General features: G+C 51.1%; 14 protein-coding genes. 7 read left to right on the top strand and 7 right to left on the bottom strand.

Going from position 1 to position 21,210, the window contains the following annotated elements; translation table 11 throughout:
• Positions 1–80: 80 nt before the first annotated feature.
• Positions 81–2,810 (bottom strand): LamG-like jellyroll fold domain-containing protein, encoded by a 2,730-nt coding sequence (locus tag GQE98_RS17975; protein WP_202526061.1) that lies wholly within the window; start codon positions 2,808–2,810, stop codon positions 81–83.
• An 811-nt stretch (positions 2,811–3,621) separates the two neighbouring features.
• On the opposite strand from GQE98_RS17975, the gene GQE98_RS03490 reads away from it, so the two are divergent.
• The 5 genes from GQE98_RS03490 to GQE98_RS03470 all read left to right on the top strand — a co-directional run bounded on the left by GQE98_RS03490 (position 3,622) and on the right by GQE98_RS03470 (position 12,882).
• On the top strand, positions 3,622–3,999 hold the full coding sequence (locus GQE98_RS03490; protein ID WP_161314142.1) for a hypothetical protein: 378 nt from the start codon (positions 3,622–3,624) through the stop codon (positions 3,997–3,999).
• A 245-nt stretch (positions 4,000–4,244) separates the two neighbouring features.
• On the top strand, positions 4,245–5,042 hold the full coding sequence (locus tag GQE98_RS03485; protein WP_161314141.1) for a metallophosphoesterase family protein: 798 nt from the start codon (positions 4,245–4,247) through the stop codon (positions 5,040–5,042).
• The gene (locus GQE98_RS03480) at positions 5,039–6,235 is read left to right on the top strand and encodes an alpha-amylase family protein (protein ID WP_161314140.1); all 1,197 of its coding nucleotides are present in this window, start codon (positions 5,039–5,041) and stop codon (positions 6,233–6,235) included. The genes GQE98_RS03485 and GQE98_RS03480 overlap by 4 nt, the downstream gene beginning before the upstream one ends.
• A 390-nt stretch (positions 6,236–6,625) precedes the next feature.
• Positions 6,626–11,461, top strand: coding sequence for an NAD-glutamate dehydrogenase (locus GQE98_RS03475; protein ID WP_161314139.1), 4,836 nt, complete (start codon positions 6,626–6,628; stop codon positions 11,459–11,461).
• Positions 11,462–11,523: 62 nt separating this feature from the next.
• Positions 11,524–12,882 (top strand): MFS transporter, encoded by a 1,359-nt coding sequence (locus GQE98_RS03470; protein WP_161314138.1) that lies wholly within the window; start codon positions 11,524–11,526, stop codon positions 12,880–12,882.
• Between the two features lie 3 nt (positions 12,883–12,885).
• Here GQE98_RS03470 and GQE98_RS03465 read toward each other — a convergent pair whose 3' ends face one another.
• Complete coding sequence (locus GQE98_RS03465) at positions 12,886–13,200, bottom strand: YbjQ family protein (RefSeq protein ID WP_161314137.1); 315 nt, start codon at positions 13,198–13,200, stop codon at positions 12,886–12,888.
• 25 nt (positions 13,201–13,225) lie between these two features.
• A complete protein-coding gene (gene purH, locus GQE98_RS03460; RefSeq protein WP_161314136.1) occupies positions 13,226–14,824 on the bottom strand; it encodes a bifunctional phosphoribosylaminoimidazolecarboxamide formyltransferase/IMP cyclohydrolase in 1,599 nt (532 codons plus the stop codon).
• Between the two features lie 157 nt (positions 14,825–14,981).
• On the opposite strand from purH, the gene GQE98_RS03455 reads away from it, so the two are divergent.
• Entirely contained in the window at positions 14,982–16,292 is a 1,311-nt protein-coding gene (locus GQE98_RS03455) for a nucleotide sugar dehydrogenase (RefSeq protein ID WP_161314135.1), read from the top strand.
• Positions 16,293–16,295: 3 nt separating this feature from the next.
• On the opposite strand, the gene GQE98_RS03450 is transcribed toward GQE98_RS03455, so the two are convergent.
• From GQE98_RS03450 to GQE98_RS03440, 3 genes are all read right to left on the bottom strand, one after another.
• Positions 16,296–17,948, bottom strand: coding sequence for a heparinase II/III family protein (locus tag GQE98_RS03450; RefSeq protein ID WP_161314134.1), 1,653 nt, complete (start codon positions 17,946–17,948; stop codon positions 16,296–16,298).
• Positions 17,945–18,610 (bottom strand): ribulose-phosphate 3-epimerase, encoded by a 666-nt coding sequence (gene rpe / locus GQE98_RS03445; protein WP_161314133.1) that lies wholly within the window; start codon positions 18,608–18,610, stop codon positions 17,945–17,947. The genes GQE98_RS03450 and rpe overlap by 4 nt, the downstream gene beginning before the upstream one ends.
• A 77-nt stretch (positions 18,611–18,687) precedes the next feature.
• Positions 18,688–19,974 carry an RsmB/NOP family class I SAM-dependent RNA methyltransferase gene (locus GQE98_RS03440; protein ID WP_161314132.1) on the bottom strand — a complete coding sequence of 429 codons (1,287 nt, stop codon included), beginning with the start codon at positions 19,972–19,974 and terminating at the stop codon, positions 18,688–18,690.
• A 110-nt stretch (positions 19,975–20,084) separates the two neighbouring features.
• Between GQE98_RS03440 and GQE98_RS03435 the strand changes: the two genes are divergently transcribed.
• Complete coding sequence (locus GQE98_RS03435; protein WP_161314131.1) at positions 20,085–20,243, top strand: succinate dehydrogenase assembly factor 4; 159 nt, start codon at positions 20,085–20,087, stop codon at positions 20,241–20,243.
• Between the two features lie 12 nt (positions 20,244–20,255).
• Here GQE98_RS03435 and GQE98_RS03430 read toward each other — a convergent pair whose 3' ends face one another.
• Positions 20,256–21,170: a DMT family transporter gene (locus GQE98_RS03430; protein WP_161314130.1), complete on the bottom strand. Its 915-nt coding sequence runs from the start codon at positions 21,168–21,170 to the stop codon at positions 20,256–20,258.
• Positions 21,171–21,210: the final 40 nt, after the last annotated feature.

Genomic DNA, 21,210 nt, shown 5'->3' with positions numbered 1-21,210 from the left:
AACGGCCCGGCGAATAAACCAAACGAGGTTGGTGTTCGCCGGGCCGCTATTTTTTCAGCCTCTTGGTCTAATACTTTGACCTAGGCAAAATCGAGTGAGTCTTCGGTCAACGCAACGCCAATAATATCCAGGTCAGAGCCGTTGTGCTCATCGAAGGAGTCGACATAGGCTGTCCGCTCGAAAACAGACTGGCTTGCATCTATATCCAGGGATTGGTCGATAATCGAATAGTCAGCGATTTTACCCTGGAACTCATCCGTGTTCTGGAAGGCAGTACCGCCAACGGTGACGTCCCACCATTTGGCATCTGCGATGCCACCGGTAACCGCATCGTCAACTCGCAAGGCTTGACCATCCAGATAAACCGAGAAGGTGTCCGCGTCGCCATCGAGCACCAACTGCACATCATGCCAATCCGTGTCAGTGATCGCGTTTTCAAAGGTGTAAACCTTCATCTGGCCACCGTCTTCGGCGAAATAGATTACGAGATCGTCGTCCTCTACCTGAACGCCGTAGTTGGTGTGATTCCAAAGCAGTCTCTGGCGCCCATCATCTAGGCTGTCCAGGGCAAAGGTAACGCTTGCCGTGAAATCTTCATGGCCGAAATATTCCTCGCCCATTCCAAGATTGATGATGCCATCGCCGATATTGGATGCGGCCTGGTCAAGCGCGGCAATTTCAATTTCGTCTTCAAGAGAAGGAATATCACTATTGCCGTTACCGCCATCAACTGGCTCTTCTGGGGTCTCGTCGACTGGTTCCTCAGGCTCCACCGGAGTTTCGTCAACCGGTTCTTCTGGAGTCTCGTCCACAGGCTCTTCAGGCACTTCGGGAGTTTCATCGACGGGTTCTTCGTTCGATGTATCGGTGCCATCCACCATATTTGCGTAGGCTTCCCCGGCTTGGTCTGCCGTGATTGCACCCTGTGCGAACATTACGTTATCGACAAGCCCGTTAAAGGAGTCGCCGAATTCACCGCCGACGTAGAAGTCATGCCAGGCACTCCCGGACTGAGTTGCCCCTTCCAGTCCGGAAACAGTCGCCACTTCTTCGCCATCGACGTAGAATATGGCTTCACCCGCTTCACCGGAGAAGGTCAACGTCATCTGATGCCAGTCGGTATTGTTGATATCGACATCATCGAGCGTTACCCAGCTGGTTCCATTTGACGTTACAACCGCCGCCATAATCGAGTCGGCATTGATTTTCACAACGAAACTGGAGGAGTAATAGATCGCATAGCCCGATGCATCTTCAGCGCCGGCCTCTTTCTTGAAGTCGAAGGTCAGGGTGTAGGCATCGTTATTGATAAACTTGTCGTTGGCGTCATAAATGATGACCCCATCATTAAGTTTTGCGGCTTCCCGGTTTCCAACCTGTTCGAAGGAAACACTGGATGAAGCCGTGTCATCGTCACTGTTCGCATCCGCTGCATTGGCAGTCGAGCCATTCATGGCCGCATTGATTAGAACACTTGTTTCTGTAGGCGTTGTCGGGCCGGTGTTATCGTCGACAGGCTCTTCCGGTGTTTCATTTACCGGTTCCTCCGGGGTTTCAACCACCGGTTCGTCCGGCGTTTCGTCCACTGGTTCCTCAGGGGTTTCCGTTGTCGGCTCTTCCGGTGTGTTGTTGTTGCCACCAGTATTGCCACTGGAAGTGCCGGTACCAGCTTCTGTCAGGCTTGCGCCTGTATTCAGATTGTCTGATTGCTGCAGATCGCCGAGATCCGGGTTATAGGCCAACGCATTATTGAATAGGTCGCCGACATAGTTGGCACCGTTCGGATTTGTGTTCTGGACAATGATGTTGTTCGATTCCGATACGATCTGGATATCATTGGTAAGCTCCGCGATCGGGGCGGAAAAGATATTATCCGTAATAACGGCACCAGAAACGCCTAATGACAGAACAACACCCGGTGCGTCATTCGGAGCGCCGCTGCTCTGGAGCATGGTGTTATTGGTTATGTCGATACCCTGGGCACCTTCAACCAGTATGGACTGATGGTCGGCAAGGTGGAAAACGTTGTTGTCAATTACGACATCTTCGAATGAGGCGCTTTCACCCCAGTGATCTTCAAGATAAACGCCCATCATCCGATCACCTTCGGCCTCTGCGAAGAAGTTGTTGGTGATGTTGATGTCGCTGCTGTTCTGTGACTGGCCGGTGTTGATCCAGAAATGGATATAGTCGCCATGGTCACCTGCGCCACCATAGTTATACGGCGTTACGGCGCCAAGATAGTTGCCGTCGATAGTAACGTCATGAACATCGGCACCGGCGATATGCGACAGGCGAAGGTTTTCAATAGAGTTATTCAGAATATCGATATTCTCAGCTTCGATAAGGATAATGCCCTTCTGGAAGTAGGAGATATCGTTGTTTTCGAAGGTTATATTCTGGGAATACTCTGCGGTTACACCGCGACCAACAGGATATCCGGCAACGCTGCCGACACCGTTCTGAGTGGCGACATCACCTTCGATATGTGAATTGCGAACCGTAATGTCAGACGAATTCGAGATCAGCAGCGAGCTTTCATGCGAATAGGTATTAACAGTGGGGTTGAAATCTACTTCGATGCTATCGAATGTGAGGTTCGCTGAATTGTTTACAGTGATCGTTTCGAAAACCGCCATATTATCGGGGTTGGCGGAGATGACTGTGACTTCCGAGTTGAAGTCTGCATTGTAAACACTTAAATCGCCATAATATCCGCTGTTCAAAACAATGGTTTCACCACCGGTGGCGCTATTAAGTGCGGCACTGAGTTCTGCACTATTGGAGACTGTAATTGTCGTATTTGCCATTTTAATTTTGCTCGCTCTTACCAGAATAGTCCGGAATTAATAAAACCTGAATATCAGCCGCAGTTTTCCTGTAAGCTCTTAAAAGATCGCCTATATTTAACGTGCTTCCAATAAACAGTATATTTGTTAACATGAAATTAATTTTGTAACCTTTACTAAATCGTTCCGCTCAATATTAATAAAACGTTCATATATATTTCGATTTTTCTTCTTTCTGAAATTATCAGTAATTCTGAGAAACCAGAAAAGCCGGAAAAATTTATGATTTTGCCAGTATCTATATGAATAAGGCTAGATTATGACGCATTAGAGAGCGTTTTGTGGCAGTTACTTTTGTAAATCTTTTGTTAACCCAAACATCTATTCTTAATAACCTTGTCCATTTATTTAAAAATTTGTAATTATGAGTAAATTTTTTGTTAAAAAATAGATACTGTAATCTCTCTACGAAGGTTTTCTCATAAAAGTAGAATCAAGTAACATTCTTGATTTGGCGAATTATTAGGGTATTTCTTGAAACTGCTTTCTGAATATATTGTAGGGCATCAAACATATTATTTTTTTAGGCCCAAATTTTGAATTACTGCGGCAGTATTTGGTTTATTGGGGGGCCGTCTCTATGACGACGCTGCCTTAATCTGTGTGAATTATTTTAGATTTTTTTTTCGGCTAATAAAAATTAAGCGCCGGACCTGCTTTTTGACTCATCCCCCAGTTTTTTTTGACTCATCCCCCATATGAGGGATGCGAGCACTTGCGGAACATCATATTTATTTAGGCAACTAGAAATTTCATAAATACCGTCAGGAGTTTGAGCGGTGATGAAACCGGGAGTGAAATGGTGGGTTTTCGTAAAGCAACGTTGACATTGGTAGTGGGATTCTTTGCCTGCATGACTGTTGCGGTTGGCGCGCCGCTTGCGCTTGAGAAAAATTTGGTTGTCGAGACCGGATTAGACACTGCGGGTGTCAGCCAAAAAGTAGAGACCGAAATTGTTGCCGCATCTCAGGCAACGGCGTTTGCCCTTGTCAGTAATAAGCCGGCAAGCGAGCTTATGGAGAGAAAGTCAACTGGCGGAATTATGAATTCGGTTCCATTTTCGCCGGCTCTTATTTTGTTTGGGGCTGCGCTAGGCGCGATTTTCTGGCTGGGGCGTCGCCGCAAGTCTGAAAACTCAGGTTGGCAATAATGCTATTTCGAGCGATACGTTAATTTAAGCAGGAAATTTTATAGTAGAAGAACAGCCTTTACGGGCGACGCTTCAAAAGTAACATTTCAGTACCTATATAAAGTGGTGGTCAAATGGCCACCACTTTTTTTTGGCGATTACATCCTTATCGGTAGAATACTACACAAGATAGAGTTAGCTTAAGACCCTCTGAACATGAGGGACGGCGCAATTCCCGCCGTTGCAAAAACTGAAAGAAGAATTGAATGCCACTGACTCGGCTAAACAAATTTATTTCCAGAAGATCACCGGAAGTGAATGACGGCAGCGCTGAAGGCCCTGTCTCTGTTGCCGCGGCCACTCTTCCGGAAGGGCAACGCGCATATGTCATAGGCGATATCCATGGGCGAAAAGATTTACTGTCTTCCTTGCTTGACAAGATTGCGCGGGATCGGGCCGCAAAGGAAAAAGCGGATACGCATCTTATCTTTCTTGGTGATTATGTAGATCGTGGACCCGATAGCGCCGGTGTCATTAACATGCTCTTAGCTCTTGACCAGTCGGATATGAATGTCATTACGCTAAAGGGAAATCATGAAGCAGCGATGAGGTCCTTTTTGCAGGATCCGGTAAAGGGTAAGCGCTGGCTATATTACGGAGGCGATGCAACGCTTAGAAGCTATGGCGTTGATTTTGCTCTTCGGGATATAACGGAAGATAAGATTGTTCAGGCGGGCCGGAAACTGAGAAAGAATTTGCCTGATTCTCATCTAAAATTCATATGCTCGTTAAAAAGCAGCCACATGATTGGGGACTACTTTTTTGTCCACGCGGGTATTGAGCCAGGAAAATCGATCGATAATCAGAAAGAACACGACCTTCTCTGGATCCGCGATGCCTTTCTTGAGCATGAAGGGCTATACGAGAAAGTCATTGTTCACGGCCATAGTATAATTCCGGAGCCCGAGCTCAAGGACAACCGGATCGGTATTGATACAGGGGCTTTTTATTCCAACCTGCTGACTTGCCTTGTTCTAGAAGGGGGGACCAAGGAAATTCTATGAGATTCAGGCTTTATCTCTTTTTATCCCTGGGCTTTCTTTACTGTTTTACCTTCCTTCCTCAGAACCAGGTGCTCGCAGAGCAAAGCGAGTTTCCTCCAGCCCAGTTTCTGGAGCGCCCGGATGTTTTCCCGATAGGGGTCTGGTTACAGGATCCCGAAAATGCGCTTGAATACAAAGCAATCGGTATAAATTTCTATGCCGGCTTATGGCAGGGTCCGACGGAAAGTCAGCTCAGCCAGCTGCAGGCCGCAAGGTTGGCCGTATTTACTCCCCAAAACATCCTCGCGCTCCAAAATAAATATCGTGATATTATCGCTGGTTGGATGATGCCTGACGAGCCGGACAATGCACAGGCACGGGAGGGTGGTGGGTTTGGCCCTCCTGTCCTCCCGGATACCTTGATAGATCTGTATCGGGAGATGAAGGCGCGCGATCCAGAGCGGCCCATCCTTCTCAATCTGGGGCAAGGGGTTGCCTGGGATCAGTGGCATGGGCGCGGGACACGAACCAACCATCCCGAGGACTATCAGGACTATGTTAGAGCCGCGGATATTCTATCCTTCGATATATATCCCGTTACTCACCGTGACAGTAGTGTTCGCGGCCGTCTGGATTTCGTGGCGCGTGGCGTCAATCGGCTTATCGGCTGGTCCGAAGGCACAAAGCCGGTCTGGAGCGTGATTGAGGCGAGCCGGGTTTCCAACGCAGATATCCTGCCAACAGGAAATCAGGTCCGGAATCTGGTGTGGCTCAGCATCATACATGGCGCCCAGGGCATCATTTATTTTGTGCATCAATTCACGCCTAATTTTGTGGAAGCATCCCTTCTTGAGAACGACATCCTCCGTGAGGACATCACGGCTATTAACAAGCGGCTGCAGAGCCTCGCGCGCGTTCTCAAAAGTGAAACCTTGGTGGATGCGGTCTCTATTCAACCGGGAAGGTCGTCCAATCAAAGTGTTTCTGCGCTGGTAAAGCAAGACAATTGCCATCTTTACATTTTTGCAGGCTCCATCAGTAAATTTTCAAATGAAGCGCGATTTGAGATCAAGGACAGCCAAGGCTTGCGCGATGTCGAAGTGATGGACGAAGCGCGCCACATCCCGCTCGATGGGGGGAGCTTTCAGGATAACTTCGGTCCTTACGCAACCCATCTTTACAAAGTCTCGCGCAACGCAGCCGGTTGCGAATAGCTTTCGTACCCTTTCTCAGCCCAGGCCGGAATACAACAGCCTGAATGGTTTCAACCGGCTTAATTTCATAACAACCTGTAGTAAGCAAACGTTCGTTTTGTTTAATAAATTATTCTCTTATGTAAAGGCGGATGCGTGCTGACAGGTTGAAATGTCAATAATAACAATCTGTGGAAGATTCCTTGAGTTGCGATCGTTTCGCCATTCTGAAAAAAGCCCAAATCAGATTGGCCTAATTCTTGAGAACACATAAAATAACATCTTGAAAAAATAAGAACTTTTTTTGCTCTCTAAAATTATTTGCAAATTAACTCTTAGAAGATAGGGTAGGCATATATAGTCATTTTTAATGACAGTCACTGCAAAATCTGAAGAAGTGGGATTCAGAAAATGGTCGCAAAAGCACAAGATCTCAAAGCAGAGCAAATAGATAAAGTTCTCGCAATAATTGAAAGTCGGCTGGATAAAAAGACGGCGGAGGATGCGATTAACTTCGTACGCCTTTTCTATGAGCGCCCGACGCCCGAAGACCTTCTGGAGATCTCGCCAGAGCACCTTTATGGTTCTGCAGTTTCGCTTTATAAATTTGCGGCGACGCGCGCGCCGGGCAAGACAAAGCTACGGGTCTTCACGCCCAATTTGGAAGAGCATGGATGGAAGACGACCCACTCTGTCGTTGAAATTGTCAATGATGACATGCCCTTCCTCGTCGACAGTGTTACCGCCGCCTTGAACCGCCGCGGTCTTACTGTTCATCAGGTTATCCATCCGGTTGTCTATGTGGAGCGGGATGCGGATGGGAATTGCCTTCGCACTTATGCGGGCGAGCCAAAGGGAAAGCAAAAAAGCGTTCGCGAAAGTATTATGCACTTTGAGATTGATGAACAATCTGATCCGAAAGTGCTGCTGGAAATTGAGGACAGTCTGCGGGCTACTTTAGATGATGTCCGGGTTTCGGTCGCGGACTGGAAACCGATACTCGCTCATGTTGATGCGATTAGCACGAATCTGAAGAAAACTCCTCCGCCGCTGGATAAAGCCGAAATTGATGAAGCGCTGGCCTTGTTGCATTGGATGTCGGACAATCATTTTACGTTCTTGGGTTATCGGGAGTTTGAGTTTGCCGAAGACGGCAAGGGCCGGTCCGATAAATGGAAGCTGGTTGAAGAGTCCGGTCTGGGCATTTTGCGTGATCCGACACGCCGGATCATGACTGGTGGGACGGAAATGTCGCCGGAAGTAAAGGATTTCCTGCGCCGACGCGAGCTGATCATCGTAACAAAAGCCAATGTCCGTTCGACCGTGCATCGCGCTGTCCACCTTGATTATGTTGGTGTTAAAAAGTTTAATGAAAAAGGAGAGGTGATTGGTGAACACCGCTTTACAGGCTTGTTCACCTCGGCGGCCTATAATCGCATACCCCGGGATATTCCCTATTTGCGCCGTAAAGTCAGCCAGACGCTGGAAATGGCGGGATTCTCGAAAAACAGCCATGATGAAAAGGCCTTCACCCATATCCTCGAAAGCTATCCGCGCGATGAGCTGTTCCAGATATCTGTCGAGGATCTGTTGGAAAATGCCACGAAGATCATGTCATTGCAGGAACGACCGCGCATCGGTGTCCTGTTGCGACGGGACCGGTTCGAGCGTTTTGTTTCCGTCATCATCTATATCCCGCGGGAAAAATTCAACACCGATCTCCGCCGGAAATTCGGTGAACTGCTGGCCGAAGAGCATAACGGGACGCTGTCGTCCCATTACGCGCTCGTCGGCGACGATGTGCTGGCGCGTATTCATTACATCATCTCGCTCAAAAGCAAGCGCAAGCCGGTTGTCGATGAAGAAGATCTGGAGCGGCGTCTTATAGAAGCTTCACGCAGCTGGGCCGATGATCTTATTGATTCGCTGCTTGAAAAATGGGGCGAGGAAAAGGGCCTGCACCTAAGATCCCGCTATGGCAACGCATTTCCGGCAGGGTACAAGGAACGCTTTAACGCTGATCTGGCTCTCTATGATATTGAAAAGATAGAAGCGGTTTTCAAAACTAAAGAACTGGGCCTCAATCTGTATCGCTGGGTTGAAGATTCAGAAAACACGGTCCGGTTTAAGGTGTATAGCCATGAGATACCCTTGACGCTTTCCGATTGCCTGCCGATGCTGGAGAATATGGGCTTGAAGGTTCTTTCTGAGAACCCCTATCTGGTCACGTCGGAGGAGCTTAAGGGGAAGGTATGGATCCATGACTTCGAGTTGATTGAACCCGGCGGCTTTGCCCTGGACCTGCACGATCTGAAAGCGAAGTTCGAGGAAACTTTCCGCCGTGTCTGGACCGGCAATATGGAGAATGACGGGTTCAACCGTCTGGTATTACGGGCGGGACTGGACTGGGCCAACATTGTGGTGCTACGGGCCTTTGCGAAGTATTTGCGGCAGGCAGGTATTACCTTCAGTCAGACTTACATGATGAATACGCTTTCGGGGAACCCGGAAATATCCCGTCGCCTCATCGATCTTTTCTACGCCCGTTGCGATCCTGCGCAGGAAGATAATCGGGATGCGAATGTTGTTCGCATCGTGGAAGAGATCTGGCAACTGCTTGATGAGGTCTCCAGCCTTGACGAAGACAGGATCTTGCGCCGTTTCGTCAATCTGATCGTCAACACCCTGCGAACGAATGTTTTCCAAAACTGCCAAGATGAGCAGGGAAAACCCTACTACTCCTTCAAGCTTGATAGTCAGAAGCTGGACGAACTGCCATTACCGCGGCCAGCGGTGGAAATCTTTGTCTATAGCCCACGAGTGGAAGGGGTGCATCTGCGGGGTGGTAAGGTTGCCCGCGGGGGACTGCGCTGGTCTGACCGTCGGGAGGATTACAGGACTGAAGTTCTTGGCCTGATGAAAGCCCAGATGGTAAAAAATACGGTAATTGTACCTGTCGGGTCCAAAGGGGGCTTTTATCCCAAGAATTTACCGACTGCAGGCTCTCGCGAGGAAATTCTTGCGGAAGGCATCAATTGCTACAAGATCTTTATCTCCGGCCTGCTCGATATTACGGATAATTATGTCGGCAGCGAAGTGGTGCCCCCGAAAAATGTTGTCCGCCATGACGGTGACGACCCCTATCTCGTGGTCGCGGCGGACAAGGGAACAGCGACCTTCTCGGACATCGCAAATGCTGTGGCTATTTCATATGGATTCTGGCTCGGCGATGCCTTCGCCTCAGGCGGGGCGGCGGGTTATGATCATAAGAAAATGGGGATTACGGCACGGGGTGCCTGGGAATCCGTGAAGCGGCATTTCCGCGAAATGGGCATCGATACCCAAAGTCAGGAATTTGACGTTGCGGGCATCGGCGATATGTCCGGCGATGTGTTCGGCAATGGCATGCTGCTATCGAAGAAAATCAGGCTGGTCGCCGCTTTCGATCATCGTAATATCTTTATTGATCCGACGCCGGATGCCGCCAAAAGCCATGCGGAGCGTGAGCGAATCTTCGCCCTGCCCCGTTCCTCCTGGGAGGATTACAATCCAAAACTGATCTCGGCGGGCGGCGGTATATTTGATCGAAAGGCAAAATCCATTTCCCTGTCGCCGGAGATTAAGAAACTTCTGGATATCAAGACGGATAATGTCACGCCGAATGAGTTGATAACCACTATTTTGAAGATGAAAGTCGATCTCTTGTGGTTCGGTGGCATTGGAACCTATATCAAGGCCACGCATCAAAGCAATGGTGAGGTGGGTGACCGCGCCAATGACGCCATTCGCGTCAATGGCAAGGAAGTGCGTGCGAAAGTCATTGGCGAGGGAGGTAACCTTGGGGTCACGCAGCTTGGGCGTATTGAATATGCGCTAAACGGCGGTCGACTGAATACAGATGCTATTGATAACTCGGCGGGCGTCGATTGCTCCGACCATGAAGTGAATATAAAGATCCTGCTTCGTGCCGTTCTCGATGACGGAGAGATGACGGAAAAGCAGCGCGACCGTCTGCTCGTCGACATGACAGACGCTGTTGCTGACCACGTCCTGATAGATAACTACCTGCAGTCACAGGCTTTGACGATGGCCGAACGTCAGAGCGTTGATAATTTTACCGATGATGTTCTTTTCATGAGGGATCTGGAAAAGAAAAATCGGTTGAACCGCAGCGTTGAAAATCTGCCGGATGATGATGAGATCACCCGTCGGCTGGCGACTAATATCGGTCTTTCGCGGCCGGAAATATCTGTTCTTCTCGCCTATGCGAAAATGACACTCTATGAGGATATCCTCGAAACGAGCCTGCCGGACGATCCTTTTTACGAAAACTGGCTGGCCGGCTATTTCCCCCCACAACTCCGCGAGAAATATGCCGCTTATGTGGCAGGACACAGGCTGCGCCGTGAAATCATCACGACCGTCATTGTCAATCAACTCATAAATCGGGGCGGTCCCACGTTTGTGCTGCAAATGCAGGAAGAGTTGGGATGCAAGGCTGAGGACGTAGCACGTGCCTTTGCAATAGTCTGTGAGGTTTTTGACCTTGAAAAACTCTGGGCGGGGATTGAGGCGCTTGATAACAAGGTCAGCACTGATATCCAGGGTCGCATGATTGATGTGACCCAGAAGTTGGCACGTCGTGTAACGCTTTGGTGTCTGCGGCATCTGTCCCGTACGGGGAATATTGCTGCTGAAGTTAAAGGCCTTGCCACAGATATGCGTAAGCTGGAAAAGGGTCTTGAAGGATTGCTGAGTAACGACGGCAAGACTCGCTTCGTATCCCACATCAATCAGCTGGTCGCCGATGGTGTACCGGAACCGCTTGCGCGGCGGGTGGCGGCGCTTGGGCCATTGCGCTCCTCGCTGGATGTAATCCAGGCCGGCAAAACGTCGACTCAACCGATTACGGACGTGGGTGAAGTTTACTTTGCTGTTGGTGCTGAGCTCAATCTCGATTGGTTGCGGACGGCTGCTGAAACAATCGAGCCGGACGACAATTGGGACCGCCTTGCCATTACGGCGATCATTGATGATCTCTATGGCCAGCAACGGGCGATCACGACAGCGGTTTTTACCGGATCTAACGGTCATAAAGGCCGGGATGCCTTCGATTTCTGGTGTAAAAATAACCAGATGACCATCAAGCGTACTTCTGAGCTCATCAAGGAGTTGAAATCAACAGGCGGGCTGGATATTTCAAAGCTTGTCTTCGCCAATCAACAGTTCCGCTCGTTTATTACGTGATTGTTTATCCTGGCTCGTTAGCGTAGCGTGAAAGCTGTCGAAGGGTCAGTAGGGGGAACGACATGAGCGTTATGAACGAGGGGGTTCCGTCTGAGTCGGGCAAGCTCGGAAAATTCTCCTGGGCGTTGTTTGACTGGGCGAATCAGCCGTTTTTCACCGTTGTTACCACCTTTATCTTCGCCCCCTATTTCACGTCTTTTGTCGCGGATACACCGGCGGAAGGGCAGGCGTACTGGGGCTATACTCAGGCGATCGCGGGGGCCTTGATTGCAATTTTAAGCCCGGTTTTTGGCTCTATTGCCGACGCTGGGGGTGCCCGAAAACCCTGGATCCTGTTTTTTTCAATTCTTTGTGCAATTGGCGCCTTTTCACTTTGGTGGGCAGTGCCGGACCAGCAAAGCGGTATCATATGGATACTGGCGGGAATTGTGATCGGGACTATTGGGGTGGAGTTTAGTATTGTCTTCAATAACGCGATGCTGCCGACCCTGGTATCGCCAGAGCGGATGGGCCGACTTAGCGGCTACGGCTGGGGTCTTGGCTATATCGGCGGGCTTATCGCATTGTTCATCGTGCTATTTGGATTCTCCCTGCCGGAAGTTCCCCTCTTTGGCCTGAGCAAAGCCCTGCATGAGCCCGACCGGATTACCGGGCCAATGGCCGCCATCTGGTTGTTGGTATTCATTATTCCGATGATGCTGTTCACGCCGGACCGGGCAGCAAGTGACATATCGAAGAAAGAGGCGGTGCGTCAGGGGCTGGCATCACTGATGACAACGCTTCGATCCTTGAAAGCCTATCGCAACATTGTCTACTTTCTGGTCGCCCGGATGTTCTATAACGACGGTATTCTCGCCCTTATTGGCTTTTCAGGCATTTATGCTGCCGGGCTCTTTAGTTGGGGGATAACGGAGCTTGGTATCTTTGGCATCCTGATCAATTTCTTTGCGATTGCCGGATGCTTTATCGGTGGCTTCCTGGATGACAAGCTCGGCTCGAAACCGACAATTGTCATTTCCGTGCTGGGACTTGCCTTTGCTTCCGTCGGTATTCTATCAATCAGCGATGGCCAGGTCCTGTTCGGATTTCCGGCGGCTATGCCAGTGGAAGGGGACGCATTATTCGCAAGCCCCGCCGAAATGGTCTTTATGGTGTTCGCCTTTATCATGGGGCTGTTCTTTGGGCCGGCACAGGCTGCAAGCCGAACCCTGATTGCACGTATGTCTCCACCGGAGAAGGCGGGAGAATTTTTCGGTCTCTTTGCGCTTTCCGGCAAGGCGACCGCATTTGTTGCGCCGCTTCTTATCGGGATTGTTACAACCGCCACCGGCCAGCAACGCCCGGCGATGATTGTGATCTTCTCGCTGTTGATTTTAGGCGCCGCCTTGTTGAGCTTCGTGCGCGAACCCGACCACAGATAGCGATCAGGCCAGCTTGACCGCCGTTCCCGAAACCGTGACCATCAACATGCTATCGCCGATGACCTCGACATCAAGGCTGATCCCGACAATGGCGTCGGCACCAATGTCGGCGGCTTCTTCCTTCATATCGCTAAGCGCATGGGCGCGCGCATTCCGGATTTCCTTCTGGTAGGCGTTAGACCGCCCGCCAAGCGTATCGGTCACCCGCGCGAAAAAATCACGGATAAAGTTGGACCCCATTACCGCCTCACCGCCAACAACACCTAAGTAAGAGGCGATGGCGTGCCCCTCAACGGACCCGGTTGTGGTAATAATCATTGCCGTGCTCCTCTAACCAGAAAACTTAATGGCGGAAATGTCGCATGCCGGTAAATACCATGGCAAGCCCGGCTTCGTCGGCGGCGGCAATCACTTCATCATCACGCATGGAGCCACCGGGCTGGATCACCGCTGTTGCGCCCGCCTCTGCCGCGGCGAGCAGGCCGTCCGCAAAGGGGAAGAACGCATCGGAAGCAACCACCGACCCTTTGGCCCAAGCTGTTGTCTCACCCGCGTTCTGAGCCGCTTCCAGAGATTTGCTGGCGGCGATCTTCGATGAATCAACCCGGCTCATCTGCCCGGCACCGACGCCTACAGTCGCGCCGTCCCGAACATAGACAATCGCGTTCGATTTTACATGCTTGGCGACCGTAAAGGCGAATTTAAGGTCCTTCATTTCCTGATCGCTTGGCGCGCGTTTAGTAACGACCTTAAGTTCAGGGCTTGCAGTCAGGGCATTGTCACGATCCTGGATGAGATAGCCGCTGGCCAGTGATTTGACCATCTGACCCGGTATACTTGGGTTCGGCAAGCCACCGGTTAGCAGTAAGCGGAGATTCTTCTTTGCTGCAATAATCTCTTTCGCCGCGTCATCCGCATCTGGTGCAATAATAACTTCGGTGAAAATCTTGACAATCTCCTTGGCCGTTGCGGCATCCAATGGTTGGTTGAGAGCGATAATGCCACCGAAGGCCGAGGTGGTGTCGCAGGCAAAGGCCGCTTTATAAGCATCCGCAAGGGTTGGCGCCATGGCGACACCGCAAGGATTGGCATGCTTGATGATGGCGCAGGCTGGTCCGCTTACTTTCGGATCGAATTCCGCGACCAGCTCGAATGCGGCATCTGTGTCGTTAAAGTTATTGTAGGAAAGTTCCTTGCCCTGAATCTGCGTGGCTGCAGCAACGCCGATGCGTTTTTCATCATTGGCATAAAAGGCGGCGGACTGATGAGGGTTTTCCCCATAGCGCAGGACTTGTTGACGGGTACCGGCAAGGACTAGGCGATCAGGATACGTTTCGCCAAGCTGCGCGGCATACCAGTTGGAAATGGCCGCGTCATAGGCGCCGGTGCGTGCATAGGCCTTGGCGGCCAGCTTCTTGCGAAGTTCAATGCTTGTCTTGCCGCCGGTTTCCGTTAATTCGTTGATAACCGCCTGATAATCACCGGTATCGACAATAACGGAGACGAAGCCATAGTTCTTCGCCGCGGAGCGGATCATGGCCGGGCCGCCGATATCGATATTCTCGATGCAGGTATGGAAATCAGCGCCCTTAGCAACCGTTTCCTCGAACGGATAGAGATTAACAACCACCAGATCAATACCGCCGATATTATGATCGGTCATTGCCTTGGCGTGATCCGGATTATCACGAAGCGCCAGGATTCCGCCATGAATTGTCGGATGCAGAGTTTTTACACGGCCGTCCATCATTTCGGGAAAGCCGGTGTGCGCGGCGACTTCTGTCACTTTGACGCCCGCCTCCATCAGCATTTTGGCGCTGCCGCCAGTAGAGAGAATTTCGACATTAAGCGCCGCCAGCGCCTTGCCGAGATCAACCAGGCCAGATTTATCCGAAACAGAAATAAGGGCGCGGGAAACAGGTTGTAGATCGGTGCGGGACATCGATGGAATACATCCTTTGAAATAGAAATTGCGGGAGTATGCGCCCTATAGCATGGAGCGGGAATTTGCGGAACCTTTTAACGAAAAAAAAACTTGGACAAACTAATATCCCGGCGTTACCAACTACGGACGCAATTTTTACAGGACAGAATAGCCTATGGCGAATACAGCACCGGCGGCCCTGCAAGGGCGCGATAAGGTTAGCGGCAAAACCAAAATTTCAATTGTAGGCCTTGGATACGTGGGCCTCCCACTTGCCGTTGCGCTGGCGAGAAGTTTTGACGTCATCGGTTTTGACGTAAATGACGGTCGGGTTGAGGAGCTTCGCCATGGCCACGATCGGACAATGGAGATCGATACGCCTGCGTTGCGGGCCAGCAGCGTGCGCTTCACGACCGATATTAATGATACGCGCGATGCGGATATTCATATCGTAACCGTGCCGACTCCCGTGGACGACGACGACAAGCCTGATCTGAGCCCGCTGAAAGGGGCTTGTAAGGCTGTCGGGCCTGTCCTCAAGAAAGGCGCGATCGTTGTGGTTGAGAGCACGGTTTATCCGGGCGTGACCGAAGATGTTTGCGGCCCGATTTTAGAGGAAACCTCCGGCATGAAGTCGGGAGAAGATTTTTATCTCGGCTATTCGCCGGAGAGGATCAACCCCGGTGACAAGATTCATACCGTGGACAAGATCATTAAGGTTGTTGCAGGCCAGACAGAGGAAGTAACAGACATCCTTGCTGATATTTACGGTGCGGCGACAACGGGCGGAACCTATCGTGCGCGCAATATCAAGACAGCCGAGGCGGCGAAAGTGATCGAGAACGCGCAACGCGATATCAATATCGCGTTCGTTAATGAGGCGACGATGATTTTCCAGAAACTCGGCATTTCTGCCTATGATGTACTGGAAACGGCAGGCACGAAATGGAACTTCCTGAATTTTACGCCAGGGCTCGTCGGTGGCCACTGTATTGGCGTCGATCCTTTCTATCTTGCGCATCGAGCCAATGAAGTCGGTCATTTCGCCGACCTGATCCTGACTGGGCGGCGTATTAACGAGAATATGGGCAAGTTCATTGCGGACAGCATCCATGAACAACTTACCGGTAAGAGCAAAATTCTTGTTCTTGGTGTGACGTTCAAGGAGAATGTGCCGGATCTTCGCAATACCAAGGTTGTCGATATCATCAGTGTGCTGCGTGAACATGGCCATGAGGTCGATGTACATGATCCGCTTGCCGACAAAGATGAGGCGCAACAGTTTCTTGATATTGATCTTATTGAGAGCCTGTCCAACCTGAATGGTTATGACGCTATTGTTGGGGCGGTTGCCCATTCCGTTTACCGCGATCTTTCTCCTGCCGCGCTGGAAGAAATGATGGGCGGGGAAGGGTTGATTGCCGATGTGAAGGGCATCTGGCGTGATACGGAATTTTCATCCAGCATCAAGCGCTGGCAGCTTTAGGTCTTAGTCTGAAAGACGGGTCAATGCCCATTTGATCAGGATTGGTTCCTGATCGATGAGCTGGCCGGTGATGACAATCTGCTGATTATGACGACGCTCCCCGGGCTCGCTGCAATAGACGCTTTCTTCAAGTGAAAGACGGGGCGCGGCGGTCAGGAACTTCCAGCCCGTTCCGCTCGGCGTACGGATCAGGATTTTTTTCCCGCTGGCACTTCGTGAAATACTTAAATCCGGATGCAAATGAAAACGGAGGCTGAAATGTGATCGGCCGGAAGGCGGCATTCGCTCCGGGATGATCTGATCCTCCCCCCGAAGAGCCAGGCCGCTTGCATCCAGATACAGGCGGCGGCGATGGAGTACGCCGACAGTATCCAGATAACTCTTGCTCTCCAGATCGAGCCAGGTATTCCCGTCATCTTCATTGCGGACGACTTTGCTGTGCTCCTCGCTGGACGAGTTGCGCGGCGGGAACACAGCGTTGATATTGTCAAACCCGAGAGTAGAATGCGCCGCCGTTGCTGCGAGTGCCTTGCCCCAGGCGGAGTCCGGGTCGCGTACGGCGCCGCAGTTAACAATCAATCGCTCCCGCCCATAGCTGAACTCAAAACTCAACAGCCCGGCATGGGTTTGATCGTTGGTCGAACGGCCCCCTTCGCCGCTTTCCAGGATAAGGAGCGCACGTCCCGCCTTTAATCGCTCGAACCCACCTTGCGGGAAACGCTGCGGTGCGCGGCCTGTTGCATCTGAGAGAGCGAGAAGGTTGTCGCAATATCCTTCCGGCAGCTTGAGGCCGCCATTAAAGAGTGCGAGACAGCCATCGCCATGCTGGAAAAAGCGGATTGCCGGAGCCAGCCGATCGATGGCATTGTTGATTGCGACCGGTACCATTTCATTGGCCGCCATTAACGTATTGCGGATGCCGATAAGATCCCCCAGCAGGGTCAAATGGCGTTCCGGGTTGCGGCTGATATGACAACCATCGGCAAGGACGACGCGATTGAGTTCTGTTTCAAGTGAGGACAGATACTTTCCACTGTTCTTTACCATATCGGGAAAGCAAAGTGCGCCATATAGAAGTGCTTGCCAGCTCGCCACTCTGTCTTCGCCTTGTGGCTTGTTTTTTGCGATCCGGCTCAAATGGATATACTGGCGGCGGGCGGCCCGCAGAAATTTATAATTGAACTCGCCTTCCTCATTTTCAAGGAGAAACTGGCCATAGCAGAACCAGGCGACCAGACGCCGCGCGAGGACATCTTCATCCCAGACATAGGGACGATAGACGGCAAAATGATCAATCCAGGAAAGGATCAGGGCGCGGGAATGGTGCCGTGCCGCCTCGGTTCCATTTGCTGAAAAATCCCGGAGCCAGCCGAACTCATGCAACTCCTTATGCCAGACGAGGGGCATTCCTTCCGCTTGCCAGGGTTCCTGATCATCCTGTTCAAGGCTGAAACCGGCAAACTCGAAATGGCTTTGGTATATTTTATCCGCCCGCTCTCCATTACCAGGGAAAACATCCACAGGCGTATGGATGAGCCGCTTTGGAACGCGGCTTTTCAGTAATGCCTGATAGGCGCCGCTTGCATAAATTACATCGGAAATCAGTCGCCGCGACGGTAAGCCTCCTTTCGCAGGAACTATCGCCGCTTTGCTCATGTCCGTCCCAGCACCGCATTAATATTTGCGGCATATTGTTCCGGCCCGCCCTTGAAAGCCGCGCTGCCTGCAACCAGAAGATCAGCACCGGCTTCGATCACCTTCGGGGCCGTTTCCGCGTTAATTCCGCCATCTACTTCGAGGTCGATATCCCGGCCCGAGGCGTCAATCATGTCGCGAATAGTCCGGATTTTATCGAGTTGGGACGGAATGAATTTCTGTCCGCCGAAGCCGGGATTTACGCTCATCACCAGAATGAGGTCCACCTCATCCATCACATGCTCAAGCGTGGAGGCAGGTGTTGACGGGTTCAGTGAAACGCCGGCCTTCACGCCGTGGGATTTGATCAACTGGAGACTGCGGTGAAGATGCGGGCCCGCTTCCTGATGCAAGGTGATGATATTTGCGCCTGCGTCGACAAATTCCTCAATAAAGGGATCAACCGGCGTGATCATCAGATGGCAATCAAACGGAATATCGGTATAGCCTCGCACGGACTTGGTCACCGCAGGGCCAAAGCTGATATTTGGAACGAAATGGCCATCCATGACATCGACATGGATAAAATCAGCTCCGGCTTTTGTAATATTACTTACTTCTTCGCCGAGTTTCGCGAAATCGGCGGCAAGGATGGACGGGGCTATTCTGACCGGTTTACGCATTAGGGGTCCTTCAAACCAAAATTTCTGCAACCATGGTGCAAGTTACACCATGTCTTTACCATGACCAAATAGGGTGCTCAAGCGGAGGAGGTAGATATTTTTCTAAGGCGTGCTGCGTAAAATCCATCCATGCCGCCAAGATGAAAGGGCAGAGAGCGAAGATCACCTTCAGAATTAATGAGGTCGCCAGCACCACCGATTTCTTCCGCCTTGATCGCTTCCCTTACGAATAGTGGGTTACGCTCAAGAAAAGCCGCGACTTGCGCCTCTCCTTCCTCCGGCTGCAGCGAACAGACACTGTAAACCAGAAGTCCGCCGGTTTTGAGCATTTGCGCTGAATTGTCCAGAAGGCGAGCTTGCAGCCCGCTCAGTTTTTCGACATCGGCCTGGGATTTGAGATAGGCGACATCAGGATGGCGGCGGAGGGTTCCAGTGCTGGAGCAGGGAGCATCCAGCAAAATGCCGTCAGGTTGCTGATCTGGCACGAAACTCTCAGCATCGCCCACATCCACTATGACCGGCAAGCGGAGGCGCTCCATATTCTCAGTCAGGCGTTTCAACCGATTTTTCGATCGGTCAAGAGCAATGACCTTTGCGCCTGCGGCGGCGAGCTGTGCGGTTTTGCCGCCAGGAGCAGCACAAAGATCAATGATCAGTTTGCCAGAAATATCGCCAAGAAGCTTTGCTGGCAAGGCTGCGGCCGCATCTTGCACCCACCACTCGCCGTCATCGTAACCAGGAAGCTCGTTTAGTGTTGTAATCGTTGCCCGGCGAAGAGTCCCTGTCGGTAGCAACTCTGAGTTAAGTTCCGCTTCCCATTTTCCGGGATCTGTTTTTACGGAAATATCAAGCGACGCTTCGGTTAAATGTGCCTTTGCAATCAGGCGCGCCGTTTCGTCACCATAATGTCTCACCCATGATTCCCATAGCCAGGCAGGTGTATTGACTCTCGGGATATCAATTTTCGCCAGCAGTTTTTCGCCCTGTCGGTCGATGCGTCGAAGGAGTGCGTTTACCAGCCCTTTATGTTTGCTTCGATCCGGTACAAGCGCGACCGTATCATGCACCGCCGCATGGGAAGGGATGTTCAAATAGAGTATTTGCGTGATCCCGATCCGCAGGATATGGCGAATTTCCTGCGCCTTTTCAGGTAAAGGTCGATCCAGCATCTTGTCGATAAGGGCATCGATAACACCAAGGTGGCGCAATGTTGTTGATGTAATGGCCCGGGTCAGGGCCCGGTCTCGTGCCGGAAAGCCTTGTAATACAGGATCAAGTGCGTCTTCCAGTGGCTGCTGTTTCTGAAGCACACGTATGAGAAGCCGAACGGCGGCAGCACGGGAGTTGGCGGACGATTTTGTCATGTGCGGCTTCTAGCGGAAATTTGCCTTGCGGTCTATAGACGCATCAGAAATACTGGCAAGAGGAAGCAAATGTATTCCAACCTTAACAGTATTTTGGATTAATCAAGCAGATGACAGAAAAAAAGACGGATAGCGATTCCGTGAAGAAAGACAAGAAGGAACCCGCTATCAAGCAAAAGCAGGCAACGGGCGAAATTGGTGGTCCCTCCGGCTTAGAGCCGACACGCTATGGTGATTGGGAACGTAAAGGCATTGTTAGCGATTTCTGATAGCTGAAACTGTCAGGCTGGTTTTCCCCGTTCAGATAGCCAGATTCCGAACAATACGAGGACTAGCGCCACGCCGTGGAATATCTCGAATGGCTCATCGAGCAGCGTAACCGCGAAAATTGATGCGAAAATTGGCACGAGATTGACAAAAATACCGGCACGCCCGGGCCCTAGTATGCTTACGCCGTTCATAAAGGATATTTGTGCGACGATAGACGGAAAGAGAGCCGCGATAGCAACGATAATCCAGCCATTGACCGTCGGCGCCAGGAAATACCCCATTTCGATTTCAACAAAAATAAACGGAAGGGACGTAAAGAACGCAGCGGTCGCCATAACATAGAGAAAGGATAGCGTTGATATGTCTGGTCGGTAGCGAAGCGCTACCGTGTAGCCGGAATACAGGACGCAGGCTGCCAGCATCAGGGCGTCCCCTTCATTAATCTCAAATCTGGCGAGGCGCGCAAAGGAGCCACCCGATGCGACAATCCCCACCCCGATGATCGTCACTGCCACGCCAATATACTGAAGTAAGGAAACCTTGGTTTGAAAGATTAGAAAGGCGCCTATCAGAACGAAAACAGGAATAGATCCCTGAATAATTCCAATGTTGACAGCCGTTGTTGAATGGGCGGCGAGATAAAATAGCATATTAAAGCCGGTGTAGCCGAAGGCTCCCATTGCAAGCATATAGCCGAAATGCTTTTTAAGAATAGGCCAGTCACGACGAAGATGTCGATGCGCGACAAGGGACAGTATAACGACAACGAGTAACCAGCGTAAACAAACCAGCGCCATTGGCGAAATGTTCCCGACGGCAAGGCGACCCAAAATGGCATTCATTCCCCAGCATGTTGTCGTGAGAGTAAGGAGCAAATAGGCGCGCAAATTTGACGCTTGACCCGGCAGTGACTTAGTAGGGGACATGACGACTTCCGTAGGATAACCAAGGGCGGCTGGCGACTTT

This window comes from Sneathiella litorea (genome assembly GCF_009882915.1).
Classification (GTDB): Bacteria; Pseudomonadota; Alphaproteobacteria; order Sneathiellales; family Sneathiellaceae; genus Sneathiella; species Sneathiella litorea.
The sequence above is the reverse complement of the archived record's forward strand: the minus strand, read 5'-3'. Positions and strand labels throughout refer to the sequence as shown.

Excerpts from the sequence above, each read along its gene's own strand:
- GQE98_RS03485 (WP_161314141.1), top strand. The coding sequence starts at position 4,245 with ATGCCACTGACTCGGCTAAACAAATTTATTTCCAGAAGATCACCGGAA.
- GQE98_RS03450 (WP_161314134.1), bottom strand. The coding sequence starts at position 17,948 with ATGAGCAAAGCGGCGATAGTTCCTGCGAAAGGAGGCTTACCGTCGCGG.
- GQE98_RS03465 (WP_161314137.1), bottom strand. The coding sequence starts at position 13,200 with ATGATTATTACCACAACCGGGTCCGTTGAGGGGCACGCCATCGCCTCT.
- purH (WP_161314136.1), bottom strand. The coding sequence starts at position 14,824 with ATGTCCCGCACCGATCTACAACCTGTTTCCCGCGCCCTTATTTCTGTT.
- GQE98_RS03435 (WP_161314131.1), top strand. The coding sequence starts at position 20,085 with ATGACAGAAAAAAAGACGGATAGCGATTCCGTGAAGAAAGACAAGAAG.
- GQE98_RS03430 (WP_161314130.1), bottom strand. The coding sequence starts at position 21,170 with ATGTCCCCTACTAAGTCACTGCCGGGTCAAGCGTCAAATTTGCGCGCC.
- GQE98_RS03480 (WP_161314140.1), top strand. The coding sequence starts at position 5,039 with ATGAGATTCAGGCTTTATCTCTTTTTATCCCTGGGCTTTCTTTACTGT.
- GQE98_RS03455 (WP_161314135.1), top strand. The coding sequence starts at position 14,982 with ATGGCGAATACAGCACCGGCGGCCCTGCAAGGGCGCGATAAGGTTAGC.
- GQE98_RS17975 (WP_202526061.1), bottom strand. The coding sequence starts at position 2,810 with ATGGCAAATACGACAATTACAGTCTCCAATAGTGCAGAACTCAGTGCC.
- rpe (WP_161314133.1), bottom strand. The coding sequence starts at position 18,610 with ATGCGTAAACCGGTCAGAATAGCCCCGTCCATCCTTGCCGCCGATTTC.
- GQE98_RS03440 (WP_161314132.1), bottom strand. The coding sequence starts at position 19,974 with ATGACAAAATCGTCCGCCAACTCCCGTGCTGCCGCCGTTCGGCTTCTC.
- GQE98_RS03475 (WP_161314139.1), top strand. The coding sequence starts at position 6,626 with ATGGTCGCAAAAGCACAAGATCTCAAAGCAGAGCAAATAGATAAAGTT.
- GQE98_RS03470 (WP_161314138.1), top strand. The coding sequence starts at position 11,524 with ATGAGCGTTATGAACGAGGGGGTTCCGTCTGAGTCGGGCAAGCTCGGA.